Here is a 26,165-nt window from a genome sequence, read left to right as displayed (position 1 = left end):
AACAAGCAAAATGACACTGCGGTGTCACCACTTCAGTAGAGTTATGGTCCCAAAGTTATGCTGATTATCGTTCTTTATGCGTTAAGTGCTTAATAATATGTCTAGATTTCATTGGCATAACAAATGCAATATTGCCTATATGGCCAGGAGGGCCCTGAAGAGTGGATCACCAGCAGGGAAGCTAACCGATCCATTCTTAGATTTTAACCCCTAACTCTAAAGAAGGAGTAATATCATGGCCCAAAAAAGTTTAGAAAAATTCAGAGTTTTGTTTGAGAAAATGCTTCATGAAAATACTTTTGATGAAATCTTAAATAAACTAGAAACTCAAAAATTAAACGATGAAACAGATATTGCAGAAGTGGAAAAAACTAATCAGCTTATTTTAAAGCTTAGGGCCAGAAATTACCATATGAAGAAAAAAATAGGCTTAGCACTCATTAGAATTCATGAGGGTACTTTTGGAATTTGCCAAGAATGTGGTCAACAAATCTCGGAAGCTAGATTATTGGCCAGACCGACTGCTAGTCAATGTATTGAATGTAAAGAACAAATTGAAAATACTGAACGGCATATATTATATAAAAGAAGATCTAAAACGCTTGGAAAAACTCTACAAGCAGTCTAGTCCCCTGCTTGTGTATTTGTTCTCTTGAACATTCTCCTTTTTTGTTTGTCCAGGAAATCCCTCCATTGTGGAGGGATTTCCTGATTATCTTATTCGGATCAATTGGGTCATTTATTTTAAAAACTTTTCAAGATCATCAGAACCACCAACTTTTGTTCCATTGGCGAAAATTTGAGGGACAGAAGTCTTCCCACTAATGGCAACAAGAGTTTTGATTGTATAGTCTTTATTTAAGACATGTTCTTCAAATGCAATACCTTTGTCTTTTAAAAGTTTTTTGGCCTTAGCGCAAAAAGGACACCCTGGCCTAGAGTAGACAACATAGGATGGAGGGATCTCAATACCTGAGTACTTCAGCATTGTATCTGCATCTGATTGACCAAAAGGATCTCCTGGGCCTTCAGTTTCAATAAACATTTTTTCAATCTTCCCATCGTTTACAATCATAGAATATCGCCATGATCTTTTTCCAAAGCCAATAGCAGATTTATCAACTAAAAAACCTAGCTTTTCAGTAAACTCTCCATTTCCGTCTGGAAGCATTGTAATATTAGAAGCATTTTGCTCTTCTTGCCAACTATTCATAACAAAGGAATCATTCACTGAAAGGCAAATAATGTCATCAAATCCATTGGATTTAAATGTCTCATAAAGTTCATTATATCTAGGTAGATGAGTAGATGAACAAGTTGGTGTGAAAGCGCCAGGTAAGGCAAAAAGGGCAACTTTTTTTCCTTTAAAATAGTCATCAGTAGTTTTATCTACCCATTCATGTCCAACTCTTGTCTTAAATGTAACTTGAGGTACTTTCTCTCCTGTTTTATCGGCCAATGACATATTTCTCTCCTTAGTGAAATGTTGAATGATTAATATGATAGATTTATCAAACTAAAGAGGCCAGGTATAAATGCTAGAATAGTCAAAATCACTTATATTTTTTCGACGTTTCAACCTAATTTAAGTAATGTATTTTTCATCTCAATAGATTTTTATTTTCCCCGATAAGATATCAGAATCTAAGGAATTTTTAATGAAATTATTTTTATATTATTTGATATTAATATTTGTTTTTAGTTCATGTTCGAAAGAAAAGGAGAATGTTTTTCTCATTGGTACAAATACTTGGCCTGGATATGAAGTATTTCACTATGCAAAATATAAAAATGAATACAAAAATTCAAATATTGAAATCCGAAATTTTTTTACAGCTACAAACGTATCGAATGCTTTTAGAAATGGAATCATCGATGCAGCAACTTTAACTTTGGATGAAGTCGTTTTGCTTGCAGAGAAAAAAGTAAAATTCAAGATTGTGCTCATTATAGATTATTCTAATGGAGCAGATGTCATAATCGGCAAAGAACATATTAATTCTATGAAAGATTTAGAGGGAAAAAAAGTGGCAGTAGAACATACTGCACTTGGAGCATATTTTCTAAGTAGAGCTGCGGTAAAATCCAATATTGATTTAGATAGAGTTCAAATTATTCCAAGAAGTGAGAATGAACATCTGAATGCATTCATTTCCGAAAATATTGATGCTGTAGTTACTTTTGAACCCGTTAAAAGCCAAATTTTAGAACATGGAGGTAAGATTATATTTGATAGTTCGAAAATACCAGGTGAAGTTGTAGACGTATTAATTATCAATGAAGAGTCATATATAAAAAATAAAAGTATCGTGAAAGATATTATTCAAACTTGGTATAAAACAATGCCAAAGTTTAAACATTTGAATATTGAGACGATTGATTATCTGAAGAAAAAATTTGATATCAACGATGAGAATGCGAATAAAATGTATGATGGTTTAATTCTGGTTGATAGGAATCAAAATTTATTACATATGAAAAAAGATGGATTAATCTATCAAAATGTCAAAAACCTTATACATATCTTAAAAAAATCGAATCTCATTTTAGATGATAACATTTCGATTGAAGAATATATAACAGATGAATTTATTTAAGAAGATTGAAAATATTAAGTTTAAATATTTCATTCCATTATCAGTTGGAATATTCACTGTGATATTGTCCATCATCTTGGCCGTTTTTTTGTATAATTTTTATGTGAATGATTTTGTAAAAAAGGAACAAAATACGCTAAACACTTATTTCGCTGCAAATATTAGTCTTATTGAGGATTATATTCTAAAAGACAAAAAAAGTGATCTAAATTCCATATTAATGTCGATTATAAATATTAGAAATCTTGATGACGTGTGGATCATTGATCAGAAAGGCAAAATATTATTTGCCTTTGATAAACTTATAGAAAACCAAAACTTATATGATTTAAAAGTTATAAATAACATTAGAAGGTCTACACATGAAACAATTGTCGAGTTTAAAAATCATACATATTATCGCCAAGAAGACAAAATTATTTTAGGTATTTATCCTCTTACAATTTCTAATGACATCGGTAAATTAAGACCTTGGAAAAGAGGTGTTGTCATAGTTAAACACAATATTAGTAATAAACTTACGCGTGCCAGAAATAAAATTATAATAATTTTTTCAATAGTTATTATATGTCTTTTTATTTTCAGTACACTACTTTCGTTATATCTTAACAAATACATCACTCGTAAAACTGAAAATATTATAATGATCATAAACAGAATAAATGATAATGATCTTATATGTTTGGATTACAGTGATTGCAAAAATGAACTCTCCATTCTTTCAAATGAAATCATCAATATGGGATTAAACTTAGAGTCAAAAAATCAAAAATTGAAGGAAATTATTCAATTTCGTGAGCAATTCATATCTAATGTTTCTCATGAAATACGAACTCCACTAAATTCAATTATTGGGTTAAATGATGTACTTCTTGAAAGTCCATTGGATAGTGAACAAAAAGAATATTTAAATATCATGAAAAATTCTGGAAATAATTTACTTTCATTGATAAATAATGTTTTAGATCTATCTAAAATAGATGCTGGACAAATGGAAATTGAAAAAATTAATTTCAATATTACACATAATATTGAAGAAACAATTCAAAGTCTTAGATCACAGTTAAACGATAAAAAAATTGAAGTTAAACTTTTAAGTAATATTGACAGAAATACAATCGTTATTGGAGATCCATTGCGATATAGACAAATTGTTGTCAATATTCTATCAAATGCGATAAAATTTTCAGAAACTGAAAGCAAAATAGACCTTATTCTCGATCAATCGATAATTAATTCGGAAGAGATCATTATCAGTCTTTCAATTAAAGATTACGGAATAGGTATTCCTTTGGAAAAAAGGGAAAGTATATTTCAAAAATTTAAACAAAGCGATTTATCTATTACTCGAAAATACGGTGGATCTGGTCTCGGCTTATCTATTTCTAAAGAACTCTCACAAAAAATGCACGGAGATATATTTCTTATTTGCGAAGATAATCCCCGCTCTACAACATTTAAAATTCAAATCCCATTTAAATATTTCTTTTTAATAAAATAAGTTTCCACAACATTACAAAAGCATGAGCTAATTGAAAATATTAAAGGAAAAATACTTCTGGTTGATGATACATTTGAAAATAGAACCCTCATAAAGGCATTTTTAAGACCTTTTAAAATATCAATAGATGAAGCACAAGATGGAATGGAAGCAATTGAAAAATTTAAATCGAATCGTTATGATTTAATTTTAATGGATATTCAGATGCCAGTTTTAGACGGACTAAATGCTACCAAAAAAATCAGGGAAATTGAAACTTTAAGAAATAGTGAAAGAGTTATGATTTGGGCACTAACAGCAGATGCATATTTTTCTCAGCAAAAGAAATCCATTGAATTTGGATGTGATGAACACATATCTAAACCTATCGTAAAAAAAGATTTCATCTCTAAGATCACTAAACATTTTAATGTGTTTAAAAAGTCTGCATAAATTGTCATTTAGATTGTAACTACTTATAAACATCTACACTAAAAACGGGCACCATTATTTCTGGCAGTTTGATATAATTTCAATAGCTTAAAATTAATTATTGGTTTCTATAAGACCTTCGATTACAATACTACCTACCATTAAGCACTTGTTGTTATCTTGTACGTTTTAAGCATATTTTTTTTCATTAATATAAGGAAGTCATATGTTAATTGTACTAAGGAACACAACTTTATTTTTTTTACTCATCTCTTTAGTCTCTTGTGTAGGGGTTTCGGAAAATAGCAAAAAAAAGAAACAAACAACTCTTAATAATTTGAATTCAAATAGTCTTCGAAAAAATAAGTTTGTGACGAAGAAAGTTGCAACAGAGAAAGTCATTCGTGAAATTTTAAATATATCAAATCCAAATGAGAAAGATTATCTAAATAGTCTTCTTGTAGAATATGCAATTCATGAAGATAATGGATATTCATTTCCACAAGATTTGGCTTCTAAAGCTAATTCAATTTTACACGAACGTGATGGACTAAATTCTAATATTTATACTTCAGCAGAGTGGAAAGTGTACGAGCATTTCTTGAAAATGAAACTACCAGTTAATCCCACACTTGAAGATATAAATATACTTAAAAGTGATTTTATTCACTCATTTACAGCGAAGGAACTAGCTAAAAACACTCTTACATCGAGAGTTCGTGATTTCGCTGGATGTACAGGGGATGCAAGGTTATTTGAATACATTGCTGGTAAATATGAATTAGAAACCTATTATGTGACAACGGCAATTGTCACGGATTATAAGGCCGCCTGTCCACGCATAGGACAACCGAGAATTGATGATGTCAATGGTGATGGATCTGTACCACATCATATGAATGGGCATCAAGTTGTTGCAGTAAAGGGAGAAGATGGATTCTGGAGGCTCTTAAATACTTCTGTCACTCCAAAAGGTTCAGAAAGTCTTGATTACGCAGTTGAATACATACTGGTAAGAGATGGGAAAGTTGATATTAATAATGTTCCCTATGATAAAGTATTAAAGCACAAAGAATTAGATAAACTTATTGGTAAAATTGTGACATTTCCGGCAGCTTACAGAATGATGTTAAATGAGAAACAACGACCAAGTGATGAGCAAAATAGGATAATTCATGTAAATTTGATAACATCCATTGGTAAAGATGATGTCTTTACTCATAACAAATTAATGAATAAATATGCTAGTGGAAGTATTTCAAGTAAGATGTGTGCATTTAATCCAAGTCAAATAAAAATTCAAGAAGAAGATCCAAGCTGGTGGGCCCCTGGTTGTAAGATTGAATGTAAGGATGGAGTATGTAGTGTTTCGAATGAACCAAATGCAAAAGAGTGTAAAAAAATGTGCGAAAACAATTCTTGTGAAGAAATCCATTTCGATTGCCAAGTCTTTTGTATGGATGGAAGTTGTCAAATTTCACAAGATCCTTTTGTGAGACAATGTAAAACAGAATGCAAAAATGGATCTTGTAGTGAAGTTGAAATTTAAAATTACCTTGAATTAGAAAAAAGAAGAATTTTAGATTGTTTTAGCTCAATTTTTTTATGATCAGCTAATACATTTATTTTTACTGAAGTTGATTTTGCTTTTGTTATTAAATCTATACTAATACCAATGGTTTCGGCCTTACTAAGTCCTGAGATCAATTCAAAAAGCTCTCTTTCATCAAATTCAATTTCAATTGTTTTTCTATGCTTATCAATTGTAGTGACTACTCCCAACCACTAAGCCGCTGATGCGTCTTTAGTGGGGGCTTCTAAGATTTTTCGAGCTTCGCTCTCAAAACCTAAGCTCTGTAGCCCCAGAGCTTTTATGACAGTTGCTGCATGTTTATCTGCGTTTTCTGTATGGCCACAATTTACACAAAAAAATACTTCTTGCTTTTGTCTATTTTCCACTGAGGTATGACCACATTTTCTGCATCGTCTAGAAGTATTTTTAGCCGGAACAAGTACAAGTAATCCTCCTTGCCACTCGCTTTTATAGCGTACAAAATCTCTAAACATTCCCCAACCTTGTCTAAGTATAGAGCGGTTTAGTCCAGATTTCTGTGCTACATTTTTTCCTGGTTTTTCAAGTGTACCTTTGGCACTTTTTGACATATTTTTTACCCTAAGATCCTCAAGCACTACAATTGCGTGTTTTTTGCAAATATCATTTGAGGCCTTATGAAGAAAGTCATGTCTTATTCTAGTTATCTTACGATGTTTTTTTCCAACTATTTTTTGATAGTATTTCCAACGAGGTGAAAACTTCTTTTGCTTCGCTGCCCTTCTTTGGAGGGTCGCTATTTGTTTTTCTACTTTTTTGATTGTTTTCAAATCAAGGTTATGCTCATTATCGCTCTGAGCGTCTTCACAAATTGTTTTGGCCACGCCTAAATCAATACCAACAGATTTTTCGGGAACCAACTCACCTTTATGGGCCGAATTGATAGGAATAATTTCAGCTTTTTTTCCTAAATAGCAACTCAGAGAGATGTACCATTCACCAGTTGTTTGGCGTGTAATCGTTGCTCTTTTTATCTCTCCTTCAATTTTTCTGTGTTGAGCAATTTTTAGAGGGGTAGCTCCTTTACCTACGGTAATCTTAGGAATTCCTGTGATATATGACCATTTCTTTGATTTCTTTTTTGCGCAAGTTATAATAACTCTATTTCCTTGGGGAAAACAAATGGATTCAGTGCATTTTCCTTTTCTCTTTCTTGTCGGATATCCTGCATCGAGATTTGGATCCAGAAAGTTTTGAAAAGCTTGATCTAGGTTTCTTAGTGCCATTTGAAGTGATTGTGAAGGAACTTCTTCTAACCACTCAAAACCTTCCATAGATCGACACTCCGGAAGTTGGTTTTGCTGATATTCATACTTTAATTTTTTAACTCCGCCACTCATTTGAAAAACAAGGTTGCGTTCTTCAAGTCCGCAGTTATAGACAAACCGGCATGCTCCCATCCAGCGAGAGAGAGTTGATGTCTGTTCACTTGTCGGATAAAAACGAAAACGATAAGTTTTTATGAGCTTTGCTTTATTCTGCGCACTACGTTTTTTCTTGGCCGCCTTGGCCAGTTCTACCCGTTTCTTCTTAGAGAGAACTTTTTTTTCGGCCGTTAATTTGCTCGCAACTTTTTTTGTCATTGCGAGGAGATTATCAATGTGGCATATTGCTGTCAATGTCAAAAAGCAATCTAAAATCCCATTATCACTGTGTTTATAACCTTCAATACCACTTGGTGTTAGTTACGAAATACAGAAGAAAATGTTTCACAAAAGAAATTCTAAAAGACCTAGAAGACATCTGTCATAATGTGTGTGAAAAGTGGTCTTGTGTTCTTTCTGAGTTCGGTGGAGAAGAGGATCATATCCATCTTTTAATCCAGGCCCATCCGGCCATGGATTTGAGTAGGCTCGTCAACAACCTAAAAACTGTTACATCAAGACTCATCAAAAAAAAGCATCAAAATCACTTCAAAAAGTTTTACTGGAAACCGGCCCTATGGACAAGGGCCTACTGTTTACTCACCACAGGTGGCACCACCATAGAAACAATCAGAAGGTATATTGAAAAACAGGGACAATCCTCGCCGGAAGGCTAAAAATTCATCTCCACCCAAGGCTTCGACGCTTTGGATGGAGAATTCTTTTTAACATATGTTAAACTCAAATTTAATCTCCTTTAAAATACCTCGATCACTAGAAGATTCAAGAGGAGTAAGATCCTCAAAAGACATTGATTCTCCGTTAAATAATTTCGTACTTATTTTAACTGGACTTGCACCAATTACATTTAATTTACATCTTCTTTTTTGGATTATTTTATCAAAATAGTCTTTGGGGACGCCATTTTTATTTAGGTTCTCTAGGCCTTCCATCCCTAAAGAGTCCTCTAACATTATTTTTATATATTCTAATCTGGAGATTTTTTTATTCTTAACCACTACACTCCAATTTTGATCAACTTTTTTTGCTTTGAAATTTGCGACTTCTACCACATTTCCACTTCCAGCAAGCCAAAGTGAAAGCCCTCCTCCCGGAGCAACTCCAACCACAAAATAAGGATAAGTGTCTTTCTCGTTGGGAATACCCTCTTTAAACATTTTTTTTAATTTCTCATATGGCAACTCAAAGGTTCCTTCATAAAATTGATTTTCAGTGAAAGAAAACCAAAGGATTTCAAGTTTATTTGGAACAGGTTTTTTGTCTTCTCCTACAACGTGAACGCTGCCAACTTCCCCCCAACCATTATCAATGATAGATTTACTTGGGATGTAAATGGACTTTCCATTTGGATAATAAAGATGGCCCTTAACAATTTTCATGGGAAATTTTTTTAAAGCAGACTCCGTGGGTCTCCATTCATAAGTACTTGCATTACCAATAGATATAAAACTTAAAAATAAATCAAAATAGAGAACAAATTTATTCATTCTAAAACTAACCTTATATTAGACTCCAGTATAGAGCTTATATAATTCAGTATAAATTCACAACTCGTATTTTTTCACAAAAAATATACGCTATTAATCTATTCCCATTCTATTGTACCAGGTGGTTTAGATGTAATATCATAAACCACCCTTGTGATTCCTGGAACTTCATTAGTAATTCTATTAGATGTCTTCGATAAAAAATCAGCGGGTAAATTTGACCAAGTTGCTGTCATCCCATCTGTTGAATTGACAATCCTTAAACATATAACTTCTTCATAAGCTCTACCATCACCTTTTACTCCAACTGTTTTTACTGGAAGTAAAACTGTAAAGGCCTGCCATACATTATTGTATTGATTAAAATGATGTAGTTCCTCAAAAAGAATTTGATCTGACTTCTGAACTTTTTCAACTGAAGTTTTGAAAATTTCACCGAGAACTCTTACTCCGATTCCGGGGCCAGGAAATGGATGACGGTGCACCCATTCGTCTTGTAAACCAAGTTCCTTTCCTATTTGTCTTACTTCATCTTTAAATAAAAATCTAAGTGGTTCAAGTAACTTTAAATTCATCCTTTCTGGAAGTCCTCCAACATTGTGATGAGACTTGATTGTTACTGATTTACCACCCTTGATATGGGGAGAAATTGATTCAATAACATCTGGGTAGAGTGTTCCTTGTAAAAGATAAGTAAAATTGATTTGATGATTTTTTTCAAATTGATGGACTTTTTTCTCAAAAACTTCAATAAATGTTTTTCCTATTGCTTTTCTTTTATCCTCGGGGTCAGGTAACCCTTTTAAAGCACGATAGAATAATTCTTTGGCATCAATTATTTCAATATTTAAATCTGTTTTTTCTTTAAGTAATTGAATATGAATCAAATCTTGTGGTCTAAGAAGTCCATTATCAACAAAGAAACAGTGGAGTCTATCTCCTAACACTCTTTGCGCCAACGTTGCAGCAACGAGTGAATCGACTCCACCAGAAAATGCACAAAGAACATGTTCATTCTCTCCTATTCCTCTGATGAAATTGAGTCCTTCCTCAACCATGCAACTAGCAGTCCAATCTTTATTCATTTTTGCAATTTGTTGATAGAAATAATTCAGGATATCTTTACCATGATCAGTATGTTCAACTTCAGGATGAAACTGTAGTCCCATGATGGGAAGAGTTTTATGCTCTATTCCAGCTATTAATTTATTATTACTTTCCATAATAATGTTAAAATTTTCTGGAATTCTTGCAAGATGATCAGCATGACTCATCCATACGTTAAACTCTTTTGGGCAATTTGGTATACTGTGATCATTTGAAATTTTAATGAGAGCATGTCCATATTCACCAGTTAGTCCTTTTTCAACTTTACCATTAAAATAGTTCCCAATGAGTTGCATACCATAACATATTCCAAGAATTGGAAGATCAGTCTTTTTAAATATAAAATTGTAATCTGTATCATCTTCAAAAATTGAATTTGGCCCACCAGAAAGTACAAGAGCATTAGGAAATTCATCTCGTGAAATTCTCTTACGGGCCTGATTTATTGTAATAATCTCACTCGAAAAACCAAGCTCACGTGTTTTCCTAGTGATTAATTGAGTATACTGAGAACCAAAATCTATAATCCAAATTTGTCGAGACATAATCTACCTTATTTTAATGAGTAATTGGGGGCCTCTTTCGTAATGATAACATCGTGTGGATGGCTTTCTTTTAATGAAGAGGCCGTGATTTTAATAAAATCAGCTTTTTCGTGTAGTTCAGTTAAATTTTTGGCCCCAACATAGCCCATCCCGGCCCTAATTCCACCAACCAGCTGATAAATATTGCTTGCAAGTGAGCCTCTATAAGGGACTTGCCCTTCAATCCCCTCTGGAACAAGCTTTCCTATTTCATCTACATTTGCTTGTCCATAACGATCTTTGGAGCCTAAAGACATTGCGCCTAGTGAGCCCATTCCTCTATATACTTTATATGATCTTCCTTGATAAACAATTCTTTCCCCTGGTGTCTCGTCTGCACCTGCAAAAAGAGATCCAATCATCACACAACTAGCACCAGCAGCAAGAGCTTTGACAATATCGCCAGAAAATTTAATGCCTCCATCTGCAATAAATGGAACTTTATTTTTTATACAAACAGAAAAGCAATCTAAAAGGGCCGAAAACTGAGGAACTCCAATTCCCGCAACAACCCTGGTTGTACAAATAGAGCCTGGCCCAATTCCAACTTTTATTCCATCAACACCAGCTTCTATTAATGCTTCACAGGCCTTTGCTGTTGCAACATTTCCTGCAACAACATCGATGTCCAAAAAATCGTTTTTAATTTTTTTCACCATTTCAATAACACCCTTTGAGTGTCCATGGGCCGTATCAACGACAACAGCATCAACACCAGCAAGAACCAGCGCCTTTACTCTTTCATATTCTTTGTCACTTACACCAACGGCCGCAGAGACCCTTAATCTTCCGCGAGAATCTTTATTCGAATAAGGAAAATCAATAGTTTTTTTAATATCCCTAATTGTGATTAGACCTTTGAGAATGCCTTTATCATTGACGACAGGAAGTTTTTCAATTCGATGTTTATGTAATATGTGCTTGGCCTCTTCCATGCCAATTCTTTCTGAAGCTGTTATTAATCTACTTTTTGGAGTCATGACATCTTTAACAAGCTTGTTCATATTTTCTTCAAAGGCCATATCTCGACTTGTAATAATTCCTACTAATTCTCCATTTTTTTCGACGACTGGTACACCAGTTACGTTTTTTAACTTTCCTAAATTTGTAACTTCAAAAAGAGTCGCTTCTGGATGAATTGTAACTGGATCTAAAATCATCCCCGATTCAAACTTTTTTACTTTTTGGACTTCTTCGGCCTGTTTTTCAATCGTCAAATTTTTATGAATGACACCAATTCCACCTTGTTGGGCCATTACAATGGCCACTGCAGATTCTGTGACTGTATCCATGGCAGCAGAAACAATAGGTATAGAAACAGAAATATTTCTGGAAAACTTAGAATTTAAGACAGTGTCACTTGGAAGTGTCTCTGAGTATCCAGGTCTTAATAAAACGTCATCATATGTAAGTGAATGTTCAGATGAGATCTTAGACATATTTTTCTCCTAACATAGGGCGTGGAAATTGAGGGGATGTTAGAAAAATTTTCGTGATACGTCAAAGACTAATAATTGATTTTGTAATCTTGGTCATAGTTTTCAAGTTCTCTAATTAAACCTTGAACTTCATTGGAGTGTCTCATTTGTTGTTTATAGTGCTTCATCATACTTTTCTGAAAAGCATCATTTTCAACTGTAACTTTTTTTGGTTTAATTTTCACAGATGCGGGAGCTCTATTTCTTTTAATTATGGCCTTAGATACAGGTATTTTTACGGTATTAGTGCCATAAACTCTTATTATTGTACCAGATGGTTTATCGTAAATTGTTCTTTTACTGGCAATACTTCGCTTCATCTTGTTTAACGAGGCCTCGTAAATCTTATCAGTGTCCAAAGCAGGCATTTTATTTTTCTTAGACTTATGAATAAAGATTAGTTCACCTGAACGTTTATTCTTACTCTCTTTATCCAGCGAAGCAAGGGATCTGAGATGTCCTTCATTTTTTGAATTTGGAATGGAGACCATATTTTCTTCTACTCTATTTATACCTGGAAGTTCTGATTTGGTAAGTCCTTTCATACCTTGAAAGAGTGAATTAATTTTTTTGTAACTAGCATATCCAATAGGAGTAGACTCCCGAGCACGTCCCCCTTCATAATTAGAGTCAATATATGAAAAATTCCCATCCATGACAGCAATATCTAATTCAGGTTCAGATAGGTTTCCAAAGGCCATCGTATCTTTAACGACTAAAAGTTGAGTCTTTCCGGAAAGTTCATCGAAAGAAAGAATACCTTCCCCATTAATAAATTCAACTTTTGCATTTGCAGTATGGATTTGTGATTTTCCCTTTTTTCTGAAAGATTGAAACCACAAATAGCCACTCTTTAGCTCGACTAATTCGTTTAAAAAGTGCAGATGTCCTGAACCAGAAAGATGAAAGACATGATCATTAAAATCGGATAATGTTATCTGAGCGCCAATTTCAGTAAAAACCTCAGACATATCTTGAATGTATGTACCTTTTCTTAGTTCAAGAATTTTTCCATCCAACATGACAAATGCATTTCCTGAAACTGAATTCACTAGGGCAACAGGGCCAGCACACTGGGCCCTAAAACTTAATGCCATTAAAAGGACAAAAAGTATTTTACTGTTTATATTTGTGAACAATTTCTTCATAATGTAAACTTAGTATTTTCCATTCGGATGTATTTCTATATTTCTTTCTAAATTCTTCAACAACTTTAAAAAAGTCTTTATCTTTGCCCATTTTTAATTGAGCAAGTCCCTTCCAAAGTTTAGCGCCTCTATAGTATTTTGAATTAGGGTACTTATTGATAATTGTATCCATGGCCATGACTGTCCATTGGTTATAGTTTCCGGCCTCGTATGCCGAGATCCCGGCCTGAAAGTACAACTCGTCATCAATACTTTTGCTTTTTGGATACTGATGGATAAAAGTGTAGTAAAGTTGAGCTGCCTTTGGATAGTTCTTCTTTAACATTTCACTTTTGGCCAAAACCAGAAGCTCTTCTTCATTCCAAACATAAGTTCCAAATTTAACAAGATCGTTTTTTGGATCAAGTTTTGGAACGCTGGCCAAATTTCTTAAGTTACTTTCACTTTTTTTGAATTTTTCTAATTGAATTTTTTGAAATCCACTTTGTGCCTTTAGCGTTTGAATTTCATACTTCAGTTGGTTTATTTCGGCCTTTAGTTCTCTATTTTCTTTGGCCAAATTAAGAGCAACAATTTCATATCGATTAATTGTTTCTGCTTTTTGTTCAATTTCAGCAATAAAATCACAACCTTGTAAAAATAATGCTGTGGCCAGAAAGATAAGTAAATTAATAAGAGTTTTCATTAGTAATCCCTATAAAAACATTCATCACATAGGTATCGACAAAAAATTCTAAAAACTTAACTATCTAATTACTTAATATTTAATGGCCAAGAGAGGCAAAAATCACCTAAAATGCTCCTAATATCAGATAGTATTGGAATGTTTTTATGTTTAAATATTTAAAATTAGTTATTTCATTTTTGTTAGTCTTAAACTCAGTTTATTCAAACACTTCTCAAAATGAGGAAGTTCCTGAAATCTTGGCGGAGTTATCTCCTCAAATTATTGAAATAAATGGACTAAAATATCTTACCGTAAGTGTTAAAAATATTCCTCATTGGCATACTTATTGGAAAAACCCAGGAGACGCAGGCCTTCCTTTTAAAAATGAATTTTTTTTGAATGGGGAGCCTATAGAGTTAAATGAATCTCCTTGGCCACTTCCCAGTAGATTTATAGAACCTGGAAATCTTTGGGCCTATGGGTACGAAAACGAGTATACTTTTTTCTATTCATTGCCCAAAGATATACTTGAAAAAATCAATCAACAAAGATTTGATGTCAGGTCGACTTATTTAATTTGCAAAAATATTTGTGTTCCTAAAAGAAACCTCATTGAAGGTACAATTGAACAAGACCAATTCAGGCCAACAAATCCGTTAAGCTATGTTGCTAAAAGAGAATTTATACTAGAAAAGTTCACACAATCACCAAAATTTGGAGAAATGCCTAGAAACCTTGAACTTACTCTGACAAAATCACTAAAAGGAGAGGGTTTAACACTATACTACTCCTATGATAATCCTCCCATGCAACTACTGGCCAGTCGAAATTTACTCACGCCTTATCCTTCAAAACTATTAGACTATAAGCATGAAATGCTTTGGAAAGATAATAAAAAAACTATTTACGGAAAAATGGAAGTTGAATGGGATGGAGAATACGCGGATGTACCGATTGAACTTCCAAAGGATGGGCAGTTTAAGGATCCTGTTGAAGTCAAGTTTCTGATTCCAAATAATGGAAATGAATATTTTATTGTATCTAAAAATTTTCAGCAATTTTCGATCGAAGGTGCAAGTCGATTTGAAACACTTTATAAAACACTCTCTCCTATTTCGTTGAACAATCTTCAATTTAATAATACAAGCGAACTCAAAAATAGAGAAAACTCAGAAGTATTGAGTGGAAGTTTACTTTTTTATATTTTATTTGCCTTTATCGGGGGTCTAATTCTCAACTTAATGCCTTGTGTTCTTCCTGTGATTTCACTTAAGCTATTTGGTCTCATTGTTCACTCAGACGAAAATCGTAAAAGGATTTTCAAACATAATTTATTTTATTCGATCGGTATCTTGTTTACATTTCTTGTCCTTGCTCTTGTGATTGTCATCATTCAATCAAGTGGACAATTTGTCGGTTGGGGATTTCAGTTGCAATCACCTCTTTTTGTCTCTTTAATGATTATAGTTCTCTTTATTTTTTCTTTAAATTTATTTGATCTTTTTCATTTTGTAACTCCTGGTGGTAAGACGATAGGTAACATAGAACTAAAAGAAGGAATGGTTGGAGATTTTTTCGGAGGAGTACTGGCAACGATTCTTTCAACTCCATGTAGTGCTCCTTTTCTGGGCACAGCTTTAACTTTTGCATTCACTTCTGGCCCATTAATGATCGTGACTATATTCTTTTTTATAGGTATTGGATTAGCATTTCCGTTTATATTAACAGGTATATTTCCGGGTTTGGTTTCATTTTTACCAAGGCCTGGGGCATGGATGGAGAATTTAAAAAAGTTTCTTGGAATATCACTCATTCTTACTATCATATGGCTCTTAGATGTTTTTCTTGCACTCGTTGATACCTCCTACCCTTTTATGAAACTAATCACAGGGCTTGCTTTAACCTTCTTTGCATTTTATTTTGTTAAAGAAATATCTAAAAAAAGAATCTATCAAATTCTCGTAAGTTTACCGGCGATCGGATTATTTATCTCGTTATATACTTCTGAAAGTTTATATAATCCTCAAACTAGCTTAAACTCGAATCTCATCATCGACAAATCCATTGATGGAACAGTATGGGAAAGGTGGTCAATCGACAAAATGGAACAGATGAAGATTAATAAAGATTTAGTATTCATTGATTTTACCGCTAAATGGTGCTTTACTTGTAAAGTTAATGAAAGATTAGTTTTACATACAAATGCTTTCTCAGAACTCGTCAACGAGAAAAATATCAAACTCTTATTGGCCGATTGGACAAAACATGATCCAATTATTGGAAGTTGGCTAAAAGAGCATGGTATGGTTGGAGTACCAGCGTATTTTATTCAAAAACCAGATGGAACTTTAATTAATCTAGGAGAAACCATTACAATTAATGAAATTCGTTCTCATATTGAGTAATGATATTTTTATTGAAAAATTATCTCAAATCTTGATGGTACACGCATTAACTCTAATAATACATCTTTAGGTTTCACATTTTGATGAAGTATTGAATAAATTCCTGTAAAAATTCTGGCCCTGATATCAAATTTTTTAGTGATAAGATATGCTGCTTTTGCTGTTTTGTATCCTTCAACAACACTTCTCGATGACTGAATGATATCACTTGGTGAGCGTCCTTTCGCAATTTCTAGACCAAATTGTTTATTCCGACTTAAATCACCCGTAGTTGTGAGAATAAGATCCCCCATCCCACTCAATCCATAAAAAGTTTCAGGTCTAGCGTTATAGACATGCCCAAATCTAAGCATCTCTGCAATTCCCCTAGTCACCATCGCGGCCTTGGTATTATGGTTATGGCCCATACCTTCAATTATACCTCCACCAATGGCCAAGATATTTTTTAAAGCTCCCCCCAAAAGGACGCCCTTTATATCGTAAGTAAACATTATTTTAAAAAAGCTTGTTTCCAGCATTTTTCCCGATTTTTCCAAAATACTCTTACTCATTCCGGCCAGGGAAACCATTGTAATGTGCTCATTTACGATTTCATGGGCAAAAGATGGGCCAGAGAGGAAGACAAAATTTTCTTTAAATCTTGGAAAAATCTCAAAAAGAATGTCATCAGACATTTCTAATGTATCAGCATCTATACCTTTTGTTAGGGAGACAAAAGGCAGGTCTTTTTTAAGGTGTTTCTCAATAATCTCAAAGTTTTCAAGGTAATATTTTCTAATGGCCGATGAGGGGAGCCCATTGACGATCACTTCAATATCATCAAACTTAATCAGATGATCTAAATCCTTCCACTCAAGAAAACTTTTAATATTTTTACTTAGCTTATGTCCAGGGAGATAGACAGTATTTTCACCGCTGTTGATACCGTCTCTAACATCAACAGATCTAACTTTTATAAAAACATGTTTAAAATTATTGGCCAAAACCGCTGCTAATGACGTCCCAAAAGCTCCACCACCTACAATAATGGCCGTATTATAATTCATTTTAAAATTCCTTTTTTAATAAAGGTAAATAGAATTTTGAATGGGTCTAGATTCTATTTTCTCTTTTTACTAAGATCATACTTACTTCAAAAGATTTTGAGAAGATTCTTTTAAAAATGATTTAACTTCATTTTTAAAATCAATTGAGTCAAATGCATTTTGGGCCGAGGGATAGTAAATATTATTATTGCGTTGTAGATATAAAATAAATTGTGAATTATTATTTATAAATTTTTTTAAATCTCCATCTTCCTTATAGACAGGTATATAATAAGACTTGTAGCTTCCATATTCATGAGCATTTCTCGCGTTATTTAACAAATCATTATCGTGATAGGTAATTAAAGATATTGTATCACCTAATTTTAAGTTTTGTGATTCGCCCTTAAGAAGCTCTATTACTTTGACATTAATCTTTTCGACTTTAATTATTTCATCAAACCATCCTCTAGTATCTTTTGATTCCTTTTTTGAAAATTTCTGCTCAAAAAATTCGATCTCATTTTTTTTTATAACCTCAGCTATGATAATTTCTTCTGAACTTACAATAAGATTATGTAGACTGACTTTTTCGTTTTTAACTTTAGTCAAATGCCCCTCCCTAGGTATCAAAAAAAGGAAAATCGGTAATAGAATATAAAAAATTTTATCAGTAATCATCGAACAACTCCAAAGAATATGGATATCATTCTAACATAAATCAATTTAAATAAGGTATTAGAGTTGTATAATTCCCTCTATATTCGATACTTTTTTATATACATTTATAATTTCTTCAGAATTTTGAAATTCATTAGTAAAAGTTATGGCCACATACTTACCGGTACGAGAGGGTCTTTCCATTAGATCATGATCTGGAAGCAAGTCTTTTATATCTGAAAGGCCCTGGGAAGGGACTACAAATTTAAAAACATATTTTGAGGGCCAAGTGTTTTGGTTCTCCAATAATTGTTTAAGCCTCGAATAATTGGCATCACTCATTTTCGTTTTCCATAAAAAAAGCTCGTAACTATTTAAAATGCTCACATACTTGATTAATTCGATAAAGTATTGATCGCATCTTTCGATATGCTAACATAGGCCGAACGAATGTATTGATCAAGTATTAGAAGCTTTAAGAGAAAAAAATGCATGGAGTAAAACTGTATATGAGCTCCCAAATCTTATTTCTCCTTTTTATCTCATGTTTGTCGGTTAATTTTGTTTATGCCGAAGACGATTTAAGTATTGAAAAAACTGGTCTTTTACTTGAAAAAACAAAAATTCTGGAAAATTTTGGGAATAATTCATCACTATTTCAACTTAATAAACTGATCATGGCAACGTTACTTGGAAATTCAACTAAAGATATTTTTTCATCAGATAGTGAGTTTTCAATCTATGAAAAAATTATTGAAGAAATAGGAAGGGATTATAATAACATAGGGAAAAAAGAGGCCTATGGAATTTTATCACGTAGAGACAAATTTGATTTAGGCCAACACGACTACTCTGGAATGCAATGGCAAAAAGTTTTGGGAACTTTTGATTATGGAGTAGATCGTCAATTAGCGCCTGATTTATATGATGATGAACGGTGGATAGTTGTCGATAAGATCTATATTTCTATAAATGCTAAAACTTTTTTACAAAAATTAAAAGAAGCCAACTTTATAAAAATAAGTGAGAGCAAACTTGTCGCATTTGCTGATATTAATTTCATACGTGTCCATAAGTATGTCCATTTTGCAAATTCCTATGAACAAGGATTAATGAGTAATTTTAATAAGCTTTTTTTATCCTTTTTATATTTAAAAAATTTCAATTTTATCAATATGAATGAGTTTGAATATCTCTCTAGAGAAGATTATATAAGTTTTTCTGCTGGAGCAGCTATTGAGCTTCCATTAGGACATGGAATAAATTTTTCTATTGGTGCTTTAGAAGGAATGAATCTTATTGAAAAAATTCATATACAACGAACAGGAGAAGATGATCCTAAAATAAATGATGAAGATTTTCTCATCAGTTATGAGAAAACAAATAATCAGTATTTTGTCACGCAAACAAATTTATCTGCCGAGTTTATGAAGCTTCTTAGACTTACTTTGTTCTCCTATGAATATATTTCATTGTATAGTGAAACAGAAGAGCTTACTTTAGGTTTAAAAACAAATGTTCTAGAGGAATTAATAAATACGACTCAAGAGAAAGAGGCCTTAGATAACTTTATAAACCATAAAAAATTTGATTTAGATTATCTTATGCCTTTTATCATCGAACGAGAAAATCGTAGAATGAGTGAAAAAAAATCAAAATACTCTTTTCTACTTTATGGAGAAATTAACAAACGTTCAAACGAAAGAATTACAATTGTGAAAAAAAATGAAAGTCGAGTATTTTATAAGTACTATCAAGAAAAAATACAAATTGTGAAAATTTTTTGGAAAACGATTTTTAATAGTATATCGTTATCATTTTTTAAATCAACATTATTTAAAGATGTAAAAGCTAAAAGAAGCAGAAATATTATCGTTGAATTTGAAGATAAATCCAAAAAATTTAATGAAATCGGCTTTTCTGACCCAAAAAAATTTAAATTTTCTATTCGTAACAGTTATGACTTAATTGATACAAATAAAAAAAGAGACCTCAAATACAGAAAGTATGGTGCTTATTTCATCAATAATTTTACTGTCCTCGATAAAGATATTGCAATATCTGTTCGCAACAATCACTTAAAATCTCCAGTTTATATTAGCAGTATAGTCACTATTGATTATCAAGGAGTTCAAGAACTCATAAAAAAAACAAATGAAGAATATTTCAAAATTGCTGGCAATCTCTGTAAGTATGATTACAAAAAACATAGACAAATACATCGATTCTACAAAAGTAATATTGCTAAAAATAGTGCATACTCTAAAAGGATAAAACCTTTGAGAGAGTGCTTCTTACAATTGACAGAAAGTTTCAATAAATTAAAAAATTATTATGACAAAACAAGTCAAATAAATCTAGAAAAGTTTCGAGACCTACTTTCTACTATCAATACTAAAATAAATCATATGGACGATCTAATCGATTTTTTTGGAAAATCAAATCTCTCTCTTAATGGCGAACTTTCCGCATTCACACCTAGTGGTGGTGTATTCAAAACATATTTCAAACAAGGAAATTTCAAAGACCAAGGACCTATTCAACGATTTAAACAAACTCCTATTCGGAGAACTCTGGCCTCTGATTAAGCGCACCGTGTCTTAAAAAGATACTTCAGAGCAGTTTCAATTGTATATTTAATTAAGTATTATTAATCCACCTATTCAGTTCATTAAGAAGGATTAATATGAAACTGGCATTTTTCTTATTTTCAATTTCTCTAACGTCTATTTTATTTTCACAGAGTACAAAAGTTACGATGAATAAAATTTTCACTCATTTTGCAGCACTCATGAAATATTCAGGACAAGAATTAAAATTTACAGACCCAAAATTTAACGACGATATCCTGTCCAATTTAAAAGGTTTGCATGAATCATTTGAACAAGCAGACCATAATATGTTTTTCAAAACTAGTGCATTTTCTCCAAGTTTGAATGTGATGAAGGATCATATTAAAGATACCTATGAATCTTTTAAGGAAGGCCATAAGCACTTTGCAAGAATTCGGGCCAATGCAACACTTGGTATCTGTATGTCCTGTCACACGCAATTACCTACAGGTAAAGCATCCTCCTTTATGCATCCACTAAAATCACTTAAAATAGAGGATTTTGACAATACCCTTGAGTATGCTGAATTTTTATTCCTTACAAGATCCTATGATCAAGCTCAAGAGCAATTTAAAAAGGCCGAGGAAGAAGAAATTCTCAAACTTAACAACTTACTCAAGGCCTACACAGAAGTTCAAAAAAGAGTTGGGTTCAATGACTCAAAACTAAGACGAGCTGTTTCAAGACAACTTATGATCGCTTTGAAAGTCGAAAATAGTGTTCAGAAGGCCAAGAACATTTTAAAGAGATTAGAAAATCAGAATCAACTCCCTAAGTTCTTAATGGCCGATTTGAAAAGTTGGGAAGATCAATTGAATAAATGGAAATCCCCCAAAAAAGAATTACAGACCAAAGAAGATGTGATGAGTTTTATTCGAAATTATTTAAAACCCGCAACCATGACATCAGATTCGATCAATGACGGTTCTTTTGATATGGGACTACTGATTTCAAGTGGTCTGTTATCAAGATTTCTTTATAGAAATCCAAAAAGTAAACTTACACCTGAAATTCTCTATTGGTTAGCGCTTGCTGAAAATCAACTCAATAATAACTACTTGTATTCTCTAGGTGAAATTTATCTCAAAACTTGTGTGACAGACTATCCAAAGTCGGCAGCAGCTAGAAATTGTTTTCAAGAATATAAGGAAATGATGACAATAGGATTTAGTGGTTCAGGTGGAACAAACATCCCTGAAGATATCAAAAATGAGATTTCTAAATTAGAAAAACTGATAAAGAATTAAAAAGGATTGGGGAAGTGCTTGGCATATCTCAATATGTCGATCACTTCTCGTACTGCTCCATGTCCCCCCTCTCTTCTGGTCACAAAATCAACAGTATCTCTAATTTCTAAGCTTGCATGCGGTACAGAGACAGAAAAACCGACTCTTTTTAAAAGTGGAATATCAAAAAATTCATCACCCATATAAAGAATTTCATCTTCCTTGAAACCTTGAGTGAGGAGATCTTCAAAGGCCTCGATTTTGTCTTCATTTCCAAGATAGGAAAAATCTAAATTTAGTCCTTGAATCCTTTCGCTAAGTCCATGACTATGCCCGCCAGAAATCACCCCTGTCTTAATTCCATTTTTCATAAGGAGTTTAAGTCCATACCCGTCACTGGTATGAAAAATTCGGTTCCAACCTATTTCTTGTCCCATCCAAATGAGTTGACCATTTGTCAAAACACCATCTACGTCAAATGCTGCCACTTTAATTTTTGAAAGTTTGTCTTCGAATCTCTTGGCAATTTGTTTCAAATCATCTAACTGCATTTTCCATCCTTTGAACTATACAATCTTATAAATTTTAAGCAATGTGGATATCATCCCCTTCACACTATCTAAAGGCAAAGATGTACTCGCATCTGATAAAGCTTCATCAGGCCTAGGATGAGTCTCCATAAAAATCCCATCTGCTCCAGCAGCAATAGCAGCTTTTGCTAAAACAAAAATTTGCTCTCTCTTTCCGCCTGTTGCTTGGCCCAGACAACCTGGTCTTTGTACACAATGAGTCGCATCATGAATCGTCTTAACACCAAAAGACTTCATGATTTGAAAAGAGGCCATATCTACCACAAGGTTATTATACCCAAAGGATGTTCCTCGTTCTGTTAATAATATTTTATCTTTATCCAAAAAGCTGTTTGCTTTAGTTACGATATTTTCTGTTTCTTCAGGAGAGAGGAACTGGCCCTTTTTTATTTTTAAACGTCGTCCATACTTTTTTGCGGCCTGAGCTCCAGCAATAATCATATCTGTCTGTCGACATAAAAAGGCAGGAACTTGAAGAACATCCACAACTGAAGCAATTTCTTCGGCCTGTGAAGGTAAATGAAAATCTGTAATTGTGGGAAGGCCGTATTTACTTTTAACATTCTCTAAAAGCTTTAGACCTTTTTCAATTCCTGGACCTCTGTATGAATTAACTGATGTTCTGTTGGCCTTATCAAAACTCCCTTTAAAGGTAAAAACAATCTCATCCTTGAATTCGTCTAAATCTTCTTTAAGTTTTGAAGCGATGGTATCAACTATCAACTCACTCTCTAGAACACACGGGCCAGAAAAAAATTCAAGTTTATCTTTCATCTCAACTCCATAAGATTATTTACTCTTATTATACTCTATCGCAGCTCTTATAAATTCTTTAAAAATGGGATGGGGAGAAAATGGTCTAGATTTAAATTCTGGATGATATTGGCAACCAATAAAGAAAGGATGCCCAGGAAGCTCTATGACTTCGACCAGATTGAGTTTTTTATTTCTGCCAGAAACTTTCATTCCGGACTTTTCAATTTGATCAATATATTCATTATTAACTTCTAAACGATGTCTATGTCTTTCTGATATATGAGTGATTCCATATATTTTATGCGCTAACGTTGTTTTTTCTAGGTCACAATCGTAGGCCCCTAATCTCATCGATCCACCTTTGGCGATATCCTCAGACTGGCCTTCCATATAATGGACGATTAGATCACCTTTCTCACCAAACTCTTGAGATGTGGCCTTAGAAATATTTGCTTTATTTCTTGCGAATTCAATCATGGCCAGTTGCATTCCGAGACATATTCCAAAGTATGGAACTTGACTTTCACGGGCATACTGAATGGCCTTAATTTTACCTTCTGTTCCTCTTTGTCCAAAACCACCGGGAACAAGAATAGCATCAACTGCCTTTAAGACATCTTCATTTTTACCTTTTTCTAACTCTTCAGAGTCGATATAAGTCATATCTAACTTAACTTGATTAATAATGGCCCCATGTTTTAAGGCCTCATCTAAAGATTTATAAGACTCAATTAGGTCGGTGTACTTTCCGACAATTCCTATTTTTACTGTTTGAGTAGGATTGTCGATATTGTAAATTACCTCTTTAAGATCTTCGATCTGAGGTCTTCCAGACCATATGCCCAGAATTTCAGAAATTTTTTCATCAACCCCTTGTTTATGAAATGAAAGAGGGACTTTATAAATGCTGTTAAGGTCTATTGATTGGAAAACATTTTCTTTAGGAACATTACAAAATAAAGAAATTTTATTAATAATTTCTGAGTCAATTTCCCGATCACTTCTACAGATTATGACATTGGGAAAAAGTCCAATCGATCTTAATTCTTTAACAGAATGTTGAGCAGGTTTAGATTTTAATTCACCGGCCGCATCTAAATAGGGAACTAATACAAGGTGGACAAAACAAACATTATCAGGGCCTACGTCTTGGGCAAACTGACGAATAGATTCCATAAAAGGAAGTGACTCAATATCTCCGACAGTTCCACCAATTTCAGCAAGAAGTAAATCGCAATCTTCAGCGGCAAGGTGAATTCTTCTTTTTATTTCGTCAGTGATATGGGGAACGACTTGTACGGTTTTTCCTAGATACTTCCCCTCACGCTCATTTTCAATCACCTGGAGATAGACCTGTCCTGTAGTGAAATTACTTTTCTTGGTAAGAGTGAGTTGGGTAAATCTTTCATAATGCCCCAGATCTAAATCTGTTTCTGCTCCATCATCTGTTACAAAAACTTCTCCATGTTGAGTAGGACTCATCGTTCCAGGGTCAACATTAATATAGGGATCCATTTTAAGCATATCAATTTTAATTCCACGTCTTTCTAAAAGCGCGGCCATACTGGCCGATGCGAGTCCTTTGCCCAATGAGCTTGAAACTCCTCCGGTAATGAAGATAAACTTTTTTTGCCCCTTACTCATGGCCTAACTCCCTCAATCTTTTTTCAACTTTTTGAATATCATCAGGTTTGTCTACCCCAATTAATTCATGAGATAGTATTTGGGCCCCATATGTTAGTCCGTGGGACATCAATCTCAATTGCTCCAAGCACTCCATTTCTTCCAGTTCAGTTGTTTTATAATCTAGAAATCTATTCAGTGATTCCATAGTGTAGCAATAAACTCCGATATGTAAGTACCACTTACTTCTTTTGTTATATCGATCATAAGGTACAGGAGAACGGGAAAAATATACACATCGTCCGTTTTCACCTAATACGGCCTTAACTCTATTCCAATCTTGAAATTCATTCTTGGTATTTTTATAGGGTCTCTCGCTCACAAAAGTAGTAACTGCGAAATTGGAATTTCTATGAAACTGAATAAGATTTCTTAGATCTTTTCCTTCTAAAAGTGGCTCATCCCCTTGAACATTGATAATAAATTTATAGTTTTTATCTTTTAGAAAACGGTCTAGAGCAAGTTTAATTCTTTGAGTACCAGAAGGTACATCATCATCAACTCTTATAACTTGACCACCAAAGTCTTTTACATGTAGTTCGATTTCATCATTATCAGTAACTACATATGTTGATATCTCTGAGTTTATGCAATTTTCATAAACTCTCTGGATCATACTTTTTCCTAAAATTTTACAGAGTGGCTTACCTGGAAATCGCGTTGAAGCGTATCTAGCAGGAATTAAAATGAGTACGTCCTGATTCGATAAATCATTGGACATTAACAGACCTCTCCGTTCAATTTAAAGCACCAGCCTATCACTTTTTGCCTTATAATTTAATATCTATGTTAAACTATTTGAAGGTGATGGCCTTTTTTCTAGGGTTTTTGTTGAAATGAAACTATTAAAAATTATAGGATTATTAGTCATTTTATTTTTAAATAATGTTTATTGTCAGGAAAATGCTGATTTACTGAGACAAAACAAAATTTCAGATCCTAGTATTAGTGCAAATTGTAGAGAACTTTTAAAACAAAGAAATGATCGTTTAACATTCAAACAAAGACTGCTCGCGTTAAGGCTGAGGGCCGAAAACCTAATAAAAAAAGCACCCCCAAATAGAAAATCTGTTATTACAAAACTCAAAATCAATCGTGACGCAGTGATTCGAGAGGCCTCGCTCATGCAAATTAAAATAGCGAATCTCGAAGAGAAAATCATTCGCAAAGGTTGTCCAGGTATTACACTAGAACCAAAAAAAGAACTTATTAAATAAGTTTATTATTATTT

At 33.2% G+C, this 26,165-nt stretch carries 25 protein-coding genes; 10 read left to right on the top strand and 15 right to left on the bottom strand.

Annotated elements, in window-relative coordinates; genetic code table 11:
* The first annotated feature begins 235 nt into the window (after nt 1–235).
* Nucleotides 236–628, top strand: coding sequence for a TraR/DksA C4-type zinc finger protein (locus H6622_14960; GenBank protein ID MCB9062820.1), 393 nt, complete (start codon nt 236–238; stop codon nt 626–628).
* A 111-nt stretch (nt 629–739) separates the two neighbouring features.
* Here H6622_14960 and H6622_14955 read toward each other — a convergent pair whose 3' ends face one another.
* Nucleotides 740–1,465, bottom strand: coding sequence for a glutathione peroxidase (locus H6622_14955; protein ID MCB9062819.1), 726 nt, complete (start codon nt 1,463–1,465; stop codon nt 740–742).
* Nucleotides 1,466–1,658: 193 nt separating this feature from the next.
* Between H6622_14955 and H6622_14950 the strand changes: the two genes are divergently transcribed.
* From H6622_14950 to H6622_14935, 4 genes are all read left to right on the top strand, one after another.
* Nucleotides 1,659–2,597 carry an ABC transporter substrate-binding protein gene (locus H6622_14950; protein ID MCB9062818.1) on the top strand — a complete coding sequence of 313 codons (939 nt, stop codon included), beginning with the start codon at nt 1,659–1,661 and terminating at the stop codon, nt 2,595–2,597.
* The gene (locus tag H6622_14945) at nt 2,584–4,098 is read left to right on the top strand and encodes a hypothetical protein (GenBank protein ID MCB9062817.1); all 1,515 of its coding nucleotides are present in this window, start codon (nt 2,584–2,586) and stop codon (nt 4,096–4,098) included. The genes H6622_14950 and H6622_14945 overlap by 14 nt, the downstream gene beginning before the upstream one ends.
* Before the next feature lie 30 nt (nt 4,099–4,128).
* Nucleotides 4,129–4,530 carry a response regulator gene (locus H6622_14940; GenBank protein ID MCB9062816.1) on the top strand — a complete coding sequence of 134 codons (402 nt, stop codon included), beginning with the start codon at nt 4,129–4,131 and terminating at the stop codon, nt 4,528–4,530.
* Between the two features lie 205 nt (nt 4,531–4,735).
* Complete coding sequence (locus H6622_14935) at nt 4,736–6,058, top strand: hypothetical protein (GenBank protein ID MCB9062815.1); 1,323 nt, start codon at nt 4,736–4,738, stop codon at nt 6,056–6,058.
* Nucleotides 6,059–6,060: 2 nt separating this feature from the next.
* On the opposite strand, the gene H6622_14930 is transcribed toward H6622_14935, so the two are convergent.
* On the bottom strand, nt 6,061–6,291 hold the full coding sequence (locus tag H6622_14930) for a hypothetical protein (GenBank protein ID MCB9062814.1): 231 nt from the start codon (nt 6,289–6,291) through the stop codon (nt 6,061–6,063).
* 3 nt (nt 6,292–6,294) lie between these two features.
* Nucleotides 6,295–7,704, bottom strand: coding sequence for a transposase (locus H6622_14925; protein ID MCB9062813.1), 1,410 nt, complete (start codon nt 7,702–7,704; stop codon nt 6,295–6,297).
* 35 nt (nt 7,705–7,739) lie between these two features.
* Between H6622_14925 and tnpA the strand changes: the two genes are divergently transcribed.
* Entirely contained in the window at nt 7,740–8,162 is a 423-nt protein-coding gene (gene tnpA / locus H6622_14920; protein MCB9062812.1) for an IS200/IS605 family transposase, read from the top strand.
* Nucleotides 8,163–8,210: 48 nt separating this feature from the next.
* Here tnpA and H6622_14915 read toward each other — a convergent pair whose 3' ends face one another.
* From H6622_14915 to bamD, 5 genes are all read right to left on the bottom strand, one after another.
* Complete coding sequence (locus H6622_14915; protein MCB9062811.1) at nt 8,211–8,993, bottom strand: DUF2931 family protein; 783 nt, start codon at nt 8,991–8,993, stop codon at nt 8,211–8,213.
* Nucleotides 8,994–9,091: 98 nt separating this feature from the next.
* Entirely contained in the window at nt 9,092–10,645 is a 1,554-nt protein-coding gene (gene guaA / locus H6622_14910; GenBank protein MCB9062810.1) for a glutamine-hydrolyzing GMP synthase, read from the bottom strand.
* A gap of 8 nt (nt 10,646–10,653) precedes the next feature.
* Entirely contained in the window at nt 10,654–12,123 is a 1,470-nt protein-coding gene (guaB, locus tag H6622_14905) for an IMP dehydrogenase (protein MCB9062809.1), read from the bottom strand.
* Nucleotides 12,124–12,191: 68 nt separating this feature from the next.
* Entirely contained in the window at nt 12,192–13,310 is a 1,119-nt protein-coding gene (locus H6622_14900; protein ID MCB9062808.1) for a hypothetical protein, read from the bottom strand.
* The gene (gene bamD / locus H6622_14895) at nt 13,279–13,995 is read right to left on the bottom strand and encodes an outer membrane protein assembly factor BamD (protein ID MCB9062807.1); all 717 of its coding nucleotides are present in this window, start codon (nt 13,993–13,995) and stop codon (nt 13,279–13,281) included. Before bamD ends, H6622_14900 begins: the two co-directional genes overlap by 32 nt.
* Before the next feature lie 146 nt (nt 13,996–14,141).
* Here bamD and H6622_14890 point away from each other — a divergent pair, with 146 nt between their 5' ends.
* Complete coding sequence (locus H6622_14890) at nt 14,142–16,382, top strand: thioredoxin family protein (protein ID MCB9062806.1); 2,241 nt, start codon at nt 14,142–14,144, stop codon at nt 16,380–16,382.
* Nucleotides 16,383–16,390: 8 nt separating this feature from the next.
* Here the strand turns inward: H6622_14890 and H6622_14885 are convergent, their stop codons facing one another.
* The 3 genes from H6622_14885 to H6622_14875 all read right to left on the bottom strand — a co-directional run bounded on the left by H6622_14885 (nt 16,391) and on the right by H6622_14875 (nt 18,409).
* Nucleotides 16,391–17,428, bottom strand: coding sequence for an NAD(P)H-dependent glycerol-3-phosphate dehydrogenase (locus H6622_14885; protein ID MCB9062805.1), 1,038 nt, complete (start codon nt 17,426–17,428; stop codon nt 16,391–16,393).
* An 81-nt stretch (nt 17,429–17,509) separates the two neighbouring features.
* A complete protein-coding gene (locus H6622_14880) occupies nt 17,510–18,019 on the bottom strand; it encodes a hypothetical protein (protein ID MCB9062804.1) in 510 nt (169 codons plus the stop codon).
* Nucleotides 18,020–18,145: 126 nt separating this feature from the next.
* Nucleotides 18,146–18,409 (bottom strand): DUF493 family protein, encoded by a 264-nt coding sequence (locus tag H6622_14875; protein MCB9062803.1) that lies wholly within the window; start codon nt 18,407–18,409, stop codon nt 18,146–18,148.
* Between the two features lie 146 nt (nt 18,410–18,555).
* Here H6622_14875 and H6622_14870 point away from each other — a divergent pair, with 146 nt between their 5' ends.
* Together H6622_14870 and H6622_14865 are read left to right on the top strand one after the other, a co-directional pair.
* The gene (locus H6622_14870) at nt 18,556–20,655 is read left to right on the top strand and encodes a hypothetical protein (protein ID MCB9062802.1); all 2,100 of its coding nucleotides are present in this window, start codon (nt 18,556–18,558) and stop codon (nt 20,653–20,655) included.
* A gap of 98 nt (nt 20,656–20,753) precedes the next feature.
* On the top strand, nt 20,754–21,926 hold the full coding sequence (locus H6622_14865; protein MCB9062801.1) for a hypothetical protein: 1,173 nt from the start codon (nt 20,754–20,756) through the stop codon (nt 21,924–21,926).
* Here H6622_14865 and H6622_14860 read toward each other — a convergent pair.
* The 4 genes from H6622_14860 to kdsB are packed head-to-tail and all read right to left on the bottom strand — an operon-like array spanning nt 21,923 to nt 25,655.
* On the bottom strand, nt 21,923–22,456 hold the full coding sequence (locus H6622_14860) for an HAD hydrolase family protein (protein ID MCB9062800.1): 534 nt from the start codon (nt 22,454–22,456) through the stop codon (nt 21,923–21,925). The genes H6622_14865 and H6622_14860 overlap by 4 nt on opposite strands.
* A gap of 15 nt (nt 22,457–22,471) precedes the next feature.
* Nucleotides 22,472–23,269, bottom strand: a complete 798-nt coding sequence (kdsA, locus tag H6622_14855; protein MCB9062799.1) for a 3-deoxy-8-phosphooctulonate synthase — start codon at nt 23,267–23,269, stop codon at nt 22,472–22,474.
* A 15-nt stretch (nt 23,270–23,284) separates the two neighbouring features.
* The gene (locus H6622_14850; GenBank protein MCB9062798.1) at nt 23,285–24,895 is read right to left on the bottom strand and encodes a CTP synthase; all 1,611 of its coding nucleotides are present in this window, start codon (nt 24,893–24,895) and stop codon (nt 23,285–23,287) included.
* Nucleotides 24,888–25,655, bottom strand: coding sequence for a 3-deoxy-manno-octulosonate cytidylyltransferase (gene kdsB / locus H6622_14845; GenBank protein MCB9062797.1), 768 nt, complete (start codon nt 25,653–25,655; stop codon nt 24,888–24,890). Before kdsB ends, H6622_14850 begins: the two co-directional genes overlap by 8 nt.
* Before the next feature lie 115 nt (nt 25,656–25,770).
* Here kdsB and H6622_14840 point away from each other — a divergent pair, with 115 nt between their 5' ends.
* Nucleotides 25,771–26,151, top strand: a complete 381-nt coding sequence (locus H6622_14840) for a hypothetical protein (GenBank protein MCB9062796.1) — start codon at nt 25,771–25,773, stop codon at nt 26,149–26,151.
* Nucleotides 26,152–26,165: the final 14 nt, after the last annotated feature.

The sequence above is a fragment of the Halobacteriovoraceae bacterium genome, assembly GCA_020635115.1.
In the GTDB taxonomy this organism is placed as follows: Bacteria; Bdellovibrionota; Bacteriovoracia; order Bacteriovoracales; family Bacteriovoracaceae; genus JACKAK01.
The sequence above is the reverse complement of the archived record's forward strand: the minus strand, read 5'-3'. Positions and strand labels throughout refer to the sequence as shown.

Bases quoted from the DNA above. Each gene is read 5' to 3' on its own strand.
- H6622_14950 (MCB9062818.1), top strand. From the start codon at position 1,659: ATGAAATTATTTTTATATTATTTGATATTAATATTTGTTTTTAGTTCA.
- H6622_14870 (MCB9062802.1), top strand. From the start codon at position 18,556: ATGCATGGAGTAAAACTGTATATGAGCTCCCAAATCTTATTTCTCCTT.
- bamD (MCB9062807.1), bottom strand. From the start codon at position 13,995: ATGAAAACTCTTATTAATTTACTTATCTTTCTGGCCACAGCATTATTT.
- H6622_14875 (MCB9062803.1), bottom strand. From the start codon at position 18,409: ATGAGTGATGCCAATTATTCGAGGCTTAAACAATTATTGGAGAACCAA.
- tnpA (MCB9062812.1), top strand. From the start codon at position 7,740: ATGTCAAAAAGCAATCTAAAATCCCATTATCACTGTGTTTATAACCTT.
- H6622_14860 (MCB9062800.1), bottom strand. From the start codon at position 22,456: ATGCAGTTAGATGATTTGAAACAAATTGCCAAGAGATTCGAAGACAAA.
- H6622_14885 (MCB9062805.1), bottom strand. From the start codon at position 17,428: ATGAATTATAATACGGCCATTATTGTAGGTGGTGGAGCTTTTGGGACG.
- guaB (MCB9062809.1), bottom strand. From the start codon at position 12,123: ATGTCTAAGATCTCATCTGAACATTCACTTACATATGATGACGTTTTA.
- H6622_14960 (MCB9062820.1), top strand. From the start codon at position 236: ATGGCCCAAAAAAGTTTAGAAAAATTCAGAGTTTTGTTTGAGAAAATG.
- H6622_14955 (MCB9062819.1), bottom strand. From the start codon at position 1,465: ATGTCATTGGCCGATAAAACAGGAGAGAAAGTACCTCAAGTTACATTT.
- H6622_14900 (MCB9062808.1), bottom strand. From the start codon at position 13,310: ATGAAGAAATTGTTCACAAATATAAACAGTAAAATACTTTTTGTCCTT.
- H6622_14865 (MCB9062801.1), top strand. From the start codon at position 20,754: ATGAAACTGGCATTTTTCTTATTTTCAATTTCTCTAACGTCTATTTTA.
- H6622_14890 (MCB9062806.1), top strand. From the start codon at position 14,142: ATGTTTAAATATTTAAAATTAGTTATTTCATTTTTGTTAGTCTTAAAC.
- H6622_14935 (MCB9062815.1), top strand. From the start codon at position 4,736: ATGTTAATTGTACTAAGGAACACAACTTTATTTTTTTTACTCATCTCT.
- H6622_14945 (MCB9062817.1), top strand. From the start codon at position 2,584: ATGAATTTATTTAAGAAGATTGAAAATATTAAGTTTAAATATTTCATT.
- H6622_14840 (MCB9062796.1), top strand. From the start codon at position 25,771: ATGAAACTATTAAAAATTATAGGATTATTAGTCATTTTATTTTTAAAT.
- H6622_14915 (MCB9062811.1), bottom strand. From the start codon at position 8,993: ATGAATAAATTTGTTCTCTATTTTGATTTATTTTTAAGTTTTATATCT.
- guaA (MCB9062810.1), bottom strand. From the start codon at position 10,645: ATGTCTCGACAAATTTGGATTATAGATTTTGGTTCTCAGTATACTCAA.
- H6622_14925 (MCB9062813.1), bottom strand. From the start codon at position 7,704: ATGACAAAAAAAGTTGCGAGCAAATTAACGGCCGAAAAAAAAGTTCTC.
- kdsA (MCB9062799.1), bottom strand. From the start codon at position 23,269: ATGAAAGATAAACTTGAATTTTTTTCTGGCCCGTGTGTTCTAGAGAGT.
- H6622_14850 (MCB9062798.1), bottom strand. From the start codon at position 24,895: ATGAGTAAGGGGCAAAAAAAGTTTATCTTCATTACCGGAGGAGTTTCA.
- kdsB (MCB9062797.1), bottom strand. From the start codon at position 25,655: ATGTCCAATGATTTATCGAATCAGGACGTACTCATTTTAATTCCTGCT.